The sequence below is a fragment of the Bacillus sp. AFS023182 genome, from assembly GCF_002560575.1.
Taxonomy (GTDB): domain Bacteria; phylum Bacillota; class Bacilli; order Bacillales; family Bacillaceae_G; genus Bacillus_A; species Bacillus_A arachidis.
Genome location: NZ_NTRO01000076.1, coordinates 1 through 5986 on the forward strand (window position 1 = coordinate 1; position 5986 = coordinate 5986).

General features: G+C 35.5%; 6 protein-coding genes. 4 read left to right on the forward strand and 2 right to left on the reverse strand.

Annotation, left to right across the window (positions count from 1 at the left end; all coding sequences use genetic code 11):
• Together CN288_RS24610 and CN288_RS24615 are read left to right on the forward strand one after the other, a co-directional pair.
• On the forward strand, positions 1-683 hold a 683-nt coding region (locus tag CN288_RS24610; RefSeq protein ID WP_141528005.1), incomplete at its 5' end, for a glycosyl hydrolase family 18 protein.
• Between the two features lie 164 nt (positions 684-847).
• Entirely contained in the window at positions 848-1612 is a 765-nt protein-coding gene (locus tag CN288_RS24615) for a hypothetical protein (RefSeq protein ID WP_098303315.1), read from the forward strand.
• Between the two features lie 199 nt (positions 1613-1811).
• Here CN288_RS24615 and CN288_RS24620 read toward each other — a convergent pair whose 3' ends face one another.
• The gene (locus CN288_RS24620; RefSeq protein WP_098303316.1) at positions 1812-2114 is read right to left on the reverse strand and encodes an antibiotic biosynthesis monooxygenase family protein; all 303 of its coding nucleotides are present in this window, start codon (positions 2112-2114) and stop codon (positions 1812-1814) included.
• Positions 2115-2216: 102 nt separating this feature from the next.
• Complete coding sequence (locus tag CN288_RS24625) at positions 2217-2771, reverse strand: GNAT family N-acetyltransferase (RefSeq protein ID WP_000390342.1); 555 nt, start codon at positions 2769-2771, stop codon at positions 2217-2219.
• A gap of 751 nt (positions 2772-3522) precedes the next feature.
• Between CN288_RS24625 and CN288_RS24630 the strand changes: the two genes are divergently transcribed.
• The gene (locus CN288_RS24630) at positions 3523-4692 is read left to right on the forward strand and encodes a serine hydrolase domain-containing protein (RefSeq protein WP_098303317.1); all 1170 of its coding nucleotides are present in this window, start codon (positions 3523-3525) and stop codon (positions 4690-4692) included.
• 242 nt (positions 4693-4934) lie between these two features.
• The coding region (locus CN288_RS24635) for an IS4 family transposase (RefSeq protein ID WP_098303318.1) at positions 4935-5986 on the forward strand (1052 nt) is incomplete at its 3' end.

Genomic DNA, 5986 nt, shown 5'->3' on the forward strand with positions numbered 1-5986 from the left:
TATCTTTGCACCAGAACCTTGAATTACGTATAGGAATGGAAAAGTACTTAGCTGATGAGATTATTAGATTAGAAAAACTCTACGGATTTAGTGGTATTTGTATAGATTTAAATGAAAGTACTATTAAGGCAGGTAATAATTGTACCGTTATTCCAGCAGCTTTGAAAAATGTAAAAGATTTCTACAAAAATGAAGGTAAACACTTTTTAATTGCTTTAGCTCCTGAGTTTCCTTACTTGCGTGATAATGATAAATACCTTTCTTACCTTGTAGGACTAGAAGGTTATTATGATTTGGTTTGTCCCCAATTTTATAATCAGGGTGGCGAGGGCCTATGGGTTGATGAAGTTAGTGCTTGGCTCGCACAAAATGATGATGAACGAAAAGAAGATTTTCTATATTATGTGATGGATGCTATAGCAAGTGGTACAAAAGGGTTTATTAAACTTCCTCATGATAAGTTAATAATGGGTCTTCCTGCTAACGGTGACGCTGCTGCTACAGGATATGTTACTGATCCATCCGCTGTCTTGAATGCTATGGAAAGGTTAAAGCAAAGTGGAAACGCTATTCGTGGTCTGGCGGCATGGTCAATAAATTGGGATGCTGGTCAAGATAAGAATGGTCAATCATATTCTTATGAATTTATTAAACGATATAAAGATATTGCTAAACGGGTCTAACTAGTCGACTTTTATTAAACTAGCTGAATTAAAATAATTTTTTAAAGAGCCTTTTCTTATAGGGGTCACCATATCATTCCGGGAAAATTGTATCTTAAGATAAGATGAAATACAGCGGTAGGGCTGCTAAGAACCTTAAAATGTGTATATAGGGGGGATTAATAGTGAGAAAAGAAAGTTGTACTTTACTCATTGAAGAATGTGAAGAATTATTAGGTCAGATAGATGCTAAATTTAGTGAAGCATTTGAAAACCCGGAAAATGTAGAGGTTGCAGTACCTAAAGTTAAAAGCTTCTTGGAACATTGTAGAAGCATACTAGAATATACAGCACAAGACATTTTTAAGTTGGTAGTGCCTGAACAGGAAAGAAACAGGAAACTACAAAGTAAGAAGGACAATAAAGTCTATTTTCCTTATGGGCCAACAAAAAAGATATTTAGAATCCGTGTTTCGCAAAACCTCCCAGGATTACTGAGTAGTGATGTGCAAATATACAGTCTAGTTGAAGGCATTCAAGATCATAAGAGGAACATTGAAAGGAAATTCCTTACATACATGTGTAGAGAAACCAACGATAACAAGCATGATGATTTATCAGAGAGTCAAAGGGACAGTATTATATATACACAAATCGGAAATATGGGACAATTTGGCCCGAATATGAGTGTTACCTTTGAAAATTGTGTTTATAATAACATACCAACAGGCAATTTTTCAGTTAAAAACGGTCAGATACAAGGTAATATAAACCCTCTCCTTCTTAGTGAAGTAGTTCAGTATGAAGAAGGTCAATATGTATTTAAGGGAACTAAAAAGAATGTAGTACAGTTCTTACAGTTTTCTTTAAATGAGATTAAACAGTTCGTTGATGATTTGTACAAGATAGTTGATGATTTGTACAAGATATTGGAATCAGAATATGTTTAAGCAAAAAAGNNCTTTTTTGCTTAAACATATTTTTGTGAATAGCGTATACACGTCAAGTTAACATAACGTCTCATTATCGGGATTCAATGTGTTTAGAAGACTATTAAAAGTCCTCCAGATTGTTTAACTGGAGGACTTTCGTGTTCACATAATTATCGTTATTGGAAGTTACTTTTCAAGTATTAATAGACGGTCAAGTTCAGTTTCGTGATAACTCTACATGCTCAAAGTGTTCAACTGTTGGAAATGGATCATAAAAGTGATGCAATAATGCTTTCCACTTTTGATATTGTTCAGATTGACGAAATCCTACCGTGTGGTCTTCTAAAGTTTCCCATTGCACAAGAAGCAAATACTTTCCTTTCTGCTCCATACAGCGTTGTAATTCATGATTTATGTATCCTGGCATGGAAGAGATGATTGAGGATGCTTGCTTAAATACTGATTCATACTCCGTCTCCATACCGTCTTTTACTTGCAACATGACTGCTTCTAAAATCATTTTGAAGTCCTCCTCCTTTTCCTAATTGTACCATGTGGAGAGAACGCTGGATGAGGAGTTTTGATGTATAACATATTCACGTCAAGTTAACATAACGTCTCATTATCGAAAGTTACCATATTCATGTTTTAAAAGAGAATATACCTTAGAATCGCAATACATACCATTAATCATTACACTTTGTCTCATTGTTCCTTCATATGTCATTTTTAGCTTTTGCATAACTCGTTCAGACGCTGTATTCCTTATGTCGCATCTTCCTTCAATACGATTTAAATCTAATTCTTGAAAGCCAAACTTTATTAGTTCTTCTAAAGCTTCAACGATAACTCCTTTTCCCCAATACAGTGGGTTAATAACGGCTCCTAAAGAAGCGCTACTGTGTGATAATTTCCAGATGCCACAGGTTCCAATAGTTTTCTGATCACCCTTAAAGATAATAGACCATATGAAAGACTTACCTTTCTTAGCTGTGTCCATCGTATTTTCTAAAAAAATACGAGTTTCATCTTTATTTTTGTGTACCTCTCGAGGTACATATGTAGTTGTTTGAGGATCCGAATAGACTTCAAATAAATCATCTAAATCATGAAAATCTAGTTTTTTTAATAAAAGACGCTTTGTTTCTAATTTTGGAATTTTATATGTATCTTCCATACTCTCACCTCAGTTAATCGTTATTTATATATTATATATCTTATTCATGTAAAGTTTATATAGCCTATCATTATAAGTAGTCAACAATGAATAGAATTTTCGTTATAGGGGGATTTTGATTTTTTAGGTTGATAGCGATGTGGCGGGATCCCACATCCATCAACTTAAGAAAAAGTAACACCCAAAAAACAAAAAATGAGATGACTTCTCAAAATAACTAACTGTAGAGAAAGAAAAATTTCATTTAGTGGGTACTTCAAAACCTTAGCTTGATGGCGATGGGTTCACCATATCAAAAAAAGAAAATTGTGCGTATAGACATATTTTTCAACCGCTTCCTGTACGTTAAGGGACTCGTTATATTTTTTACAGTTTTTTATTATGAAATTCAAAATAACTAATTATAATAGACGAAAAAAACGATCAATAGTTGGGTTACGGAAAGGATTCGAATTTACATTCTTTCTCAATACATATTATGGATAAATAAAGTAAAATATGGGTTGGGGTTATGTCTCATGTTGTGTTAATACTAATAATAACTAAGGGTACATAATATGCTTTCATACCTTTGAATAATTTTGTTATAGGAGGGATGGAGATTTAAATGACTCAAATTGTTGGTATTGATAGATACCTTTGTACTGGGGCTTTAATCTATATGCGTGAGGGCCTTTCCCTAAGTCTTGTCAGGAAGTAAGGAACAGTAAGCAAGCACTTATACAATATGAATAGAGGAGAGGAATGCCTTATGAAAATACGTAGTCAAATTACATGTGCAAGTCTGGCCCTTTTAATAGCTGGAAGTTCCCTATTATATACAACACCAACCTCAATTATAAAAGCAGAGCCCACGCAAAATGTATCTAGTTCGTTACAAACAAATACTCAACGAGATCGTACTTACGTCAAACAAGCAATGCGGGATACATTGCAACTTGGATACCCGGGGATACTTGCTAAAACTTCTGAGGGTGGAAAAACGTGGGGGTATGCCGCTGGAATAGCGGATCTGAGAACCAAGAAACCAATGAAAACAGATTTTCGCTTTCGCATTGGGAGTGTGACGAAGACGTTCACCGCAACAGTTGTACTTCAATTAGCTGGAGAGAATCGCCTGAATCTAGACGACTACATCGAAGACTGGTTGCCTGGTGTCATTCAAGGAAATGGATATGATGGTAACAAGATTACTATCCGGCATATATTGAACCATACAAGTGGTATCGCTGAATACTCAAGGTCAAAAGACGCTGATTTTACGGATACAAAAAAATCGTATACGGCTGAAGAGTTAGTGAAGATGGGGGTTTCTCTCCCTCCAGACTTTGCCCCAGGAGAGGGCTGGTCTTATTCAAACACAGGATACGTATTACTGGGCATTCTTATTGAAAAAGTAACCAAAAACAGCTATGCGGAAGAGATTGAAAATCGGATTATTGAACCACTTGAATTGTCGAACACATTCCTACCAGGCAATTCAAGTGTGATTCCAGGCACTAACCATGCCCGTGGATATTTCCAACCAGACGGAGCAAGTGAGCTAAAAGACGTTACTTATTATAACCCAAGTGCAGGTAGCTCTGCTGGAGATATGATTTCTACTGCTGACGACTTAAACAAATTCTTCTCTTACTTGCTCGGTGGCAAATTACTGAAGGAACAGCAACTAAAACAAATGCTTACTACAGTTCCTACAGGAAAAGAAGGAATCGATGGATATGGTCTTGGAATCTATGAAACTAAGCTTCCAAGCGGTGTCTCGATATGGGGACACACAGGTGGCATTCTAGGGTTTACTACCTTTGTTGGAGGTAAACTTGGAGGCAAGCATACGTTGGTCGTCAATTGGAATAGTTTGGGTAGAACTGACAGTCCTAATCCTTTTAAAAAAATTTTACTTGCTGAATTTAGCAAGTAGGAAAAAAGGAAAAATTTATCGTAGTTTTCATAGTTGAAAATATACTTTTCTGGTTCAAAAGCCCTAACTTATTTTCAAGAAAAATTTGGGGCTTTTTTTGTTTTGGTGGCGTTTATTCTTCTTAAGTTGATGGATGTGTGGCGCTACCCCATCGCTATCAAGCTAACAAAACAAAATACCCCCTAAAATGAAAAAATACGCTATTCTTTTTGTAGAATCATAGGAAAGGATGGCGTTTTCGTATGTCTATTTCTATATCTGATGAATTACAATTATTTGCTCAAGAGATTCAAAGGTTTTTATCTCCAAATGCCTTACAGAATCTTGCTAGAGATGTTGGTTTTGTTCAGCGAATGAGTAAGTACCAAGCAAAGGATTTAATCGCTTTATGTGTGTGGATGAGCCAAAAGGTTGCTACGACTTCTTTAACTCAGCTATCTAGCTGTTTAGAAGCATCAACCGAAGTGCTTATCAGTCCTGAGGGACTGAATCAACGATTTAACCAGGAAGCCGTTCACTTTTTACAACAGATATTAGCCAAACTACTAAACCAAAAATTAGCTTCATCTGTATCTTTTTCTTCTCCCTATACTTCTGTTTTCAAACGTATTCGTATTTTAGATTCAACTGCATTTCAACTACCTGATTCCTTTTCAAGCGCTTATCCAGGTGCTGGAGGATGCAGCCATACAGCGGGATTAAAAATTCAATTGGAGTATGATCTATTAAGTGGACAGTTTTTACATATTCATACAGGTCCAGGAAAACAACATGATCGAACCTATGGTTCTCTGTGTGTTCCAACCGTGAAAGAAAATGATTTGTGTATTCGGGATTTAGGCTATTTTCATCTGAAAGATCTTCAACATATACAAGATAAAAAGGCTTACTATATCTCTCGTATTAAATCAAATACACGTATTTATCAAAAAAATCCTAATCCTGATTATTATCAAAATGGAAAACTAAAGAAGAAAACAGAATATAAACAGATAGATATGGAGGCATTAATGAATTCTCTTCATCCAGGGCAAACATACGAAATATCTGATGCTTATGTAGGAATGACTGATAAAGTTTCAACTCGTGTGATTGTTCATCGACTAACAAAAGAACAACAAAAAAAACGATTACAAGATCAAACTGTAAGAGAAAAAAAGAAAGGAATGAAGTATTCTGCCCGTAGTAAACGACTTAGCGGTATCAATGTATATATGACAAATACTCCTACAGATATTGTCCCAATGGGACAAGTACATGATTGGTATTCTTTACGTTGGCAAATCGGCGTGTC